The following is a 1,703-nucleotide window of genomic DNA, read 5'->3' as shown; positions in this document are numbered from 1 at the left end:
CGGGTCGCGCCTGCGCGTGGCGGCGCCCGCGCATGCCGCCCCGCCCATGGGCATCGTGCCGGCGGATTGATAGCGTGGCGACAGTATTACTGTCATATTTCTGACGCATCATGCCTGCTTTGCATCATTACGCGGAGAAAGTTCGTGCGTCAGCTTCAACGGCCACGTGCCCGGCAACAGGGCTTCACACTGATCGAGATCATGGTGGTGATCGTGATCATGGGAATTCTGGCTGCCCTGGTCGTACCGCGCGTACTGGACCGGCCAGACCAGGCACGCCGCGTCGCCGCGCAGCAAGACATCAGCGGCGTGATGCAGGCGCTGAAGCTGTATCGCCTGGACAACGGCCGCTACCCGTCCACGGCGCAGGGCTTGCAAGCCCTGGTGCAACGTCCAGAGGGCGCGCGCAATTGGCGGCCCTACCTGGACCGCCTGCCCAACGACCCCTGGGGCCATCCGTATCAGTACCTGAATCCTGGGGTGAAGGGCGAGATCGATGTGTTCAGTTTCGGCCCCGACAACAAGGCAGGCGGGGAGCAAGACGATGCCGACATCGGTTCGTGGGACATCTGAACGCGGTTTCACCCTGATCGAAATGCTGGTGGTGGTGGCGATCATCGCCATCGCCGCGTCCATGGTAAGCCTGTCGGTGGCGTCTTCTTCGGCGCGTGCATTGCAGTCAGACGCGCAGCGCCTAGTGGACGCGTTCGCGGTCGCGCAAAGTGAAGCGCGCAGCGACGGCCGCGTCATCCGCTGGCGCGCCGACGAACGGGGCTGGTCATTCGAACGCCGCGGCAGATCGCCGCGCCTGTCCGCACAAGACGACGGCCCGCAGGCGCCCGACCGCTTCGAACAGGATGCCGCGCTGCGCCCCCAGGCCTGGCGGGCCCCGCCGGTGGCCATGCGCCTGGACCCGGCCCGCCCCGTCATTTTCGGCACCGAATGGATCAGCGATCCGCTGGTGCTGGAACTGGCGTCCGGCGGCGACACGGTACGCATCGAACGCGACGCGGCGGGCGGCTATGCAATCCAGTAAACGCCGCCGCCCGGCGAGCGGGCAGGAAGGCTTCACGCTGATCGAAGTGCTGGTGGCGCTGGCCATCATTGCCGTGGCGATGGGCGCGGCCATGCGCGCCACCCAGGTCATGCTGGACAACAATCGCGCCATCCGCAACAAGATGCTGGCCCTGGTTGCCGCCGAGAACGCCCTGGCGCAGATGCGCCTGGAACAGGCGTTTCCGCGCGCCGGCACGCAAAGCACCCCCTGTCCGCAAGGCAGGCTGGACCTGCGTTGCGAACTCGAGGTGCGCAATTCCCTGAACCGCAATTTCCGCCAGGTGACGGTGCGCGTGCATGATGCCGGCCAGAAAGACGCCACGCTGGCAGAACTGACCGGCCTGGTGTCGCAGATCCGATGATGCGCCGCCGCCCTGCCCGCCCCGCGCGCCAGCGGGGCTTTACGCTGATCGAGGTGATGGTGGCCATCGCGCTGATGGCGCTGGTCAGCCTGTTGTCGTGGCGGGGCCTGGAAAACGTGTCATCGGCGCGCGACTGGCTGAACGACCAGTCGCAGGACCAGGCCGAGATCCTGCGCACGCTGGGTCAGGTCGAGCGCGACCTGAACCGTGCCTATTCCGGCGCCCCGGCGCAAGGCGGCGCCGCCACGCTGCTGCCGCCCGGCATACAGGTGGCGCGGTCCGCCG

At 67.4% G+C, this 1,703-nt stretch carries 4 protein-coding genes; all 4 read left to right on the top strand.

Annotated elements, in window-relative coordinates; translation table 11 throughout:
• Positions 1–144 precede the first annotated feature (144 nt).
• Complete coding sequence (gene gspG / locus LPZ50_RS24695; RefSeq protein WP_329957704.1) at positions 145–573, top strand: type II secretion system major pseudopilin GspG; 429 nt, start codon at positions 145–147, stop codon at positions 571–573.
• Entirely contained in the window at positions 545–1,036 is a 492-nt protein-coding gene (gspH, locus tag LPZ50_RS24690; RefSeq protein WP_230665471.1) for a type II secretion system minor pseudopilin GspH, read from the top strand. The genes gspG and gspH overlap by 29 nt, the downstream gene beginning before the upstream one ends.
• The gene (gene gspI / locus LPZ50_RS24685) at positions 1,023–1,418 is read left to right on the top strand and encodes a type II secretion system minor pseudopilin GspI (RefSeq protein ID WP_230665470.1); all 396 of its coding nucleotides are present in this window, start codon (positions 1,023–1,025) and stop codon (positions 1,416–1,418) included. Before gspH ends, gspI begins: the two co-directional genes overlap by 14 nt.
• Positions 1,415–1,703 (top strand): PulJ/GspJ family protein (locus tag LPZ50_RS24680; protein WP_329957703.1); only part of this gene is annotated, 289 nt, incomplete at its 3' end. The genes gspI and LPZ50_RS24680, both read left to right, overlap by 4 nt.

It is taken from the genome of Bordetella petrii, from assembly GCF_020991325.1.
Taxonomy (GTDB): Bacteria; Pseudomonadota; Gammaproteobacteria; order Burkholderiales; family Burkholderiaceae_B; genus Bordetella_A; species Bordetella_A petrii_E.
Note: the sequence above shows the minus strand (reverse complement) of the source record. Positions and strands in the feature narration are given on the sequence as shown.

Excerpts from the sequence above, each read along its gene's own strand:
- gspH (WP_230665471.1), top strand. The coding sequence starts at position 545 with ATGCCGACATCGGTTCGTGGGACATCTGAACGCGGTTTCACCCTGATC.
- gspI (WP_230665470.1), top strand. The coding sequence starts at position 1,023 with ATGCAATCCAGTAAACGCCGCCGCCCGGCGAGCGGGCAGGAAGGCTTC.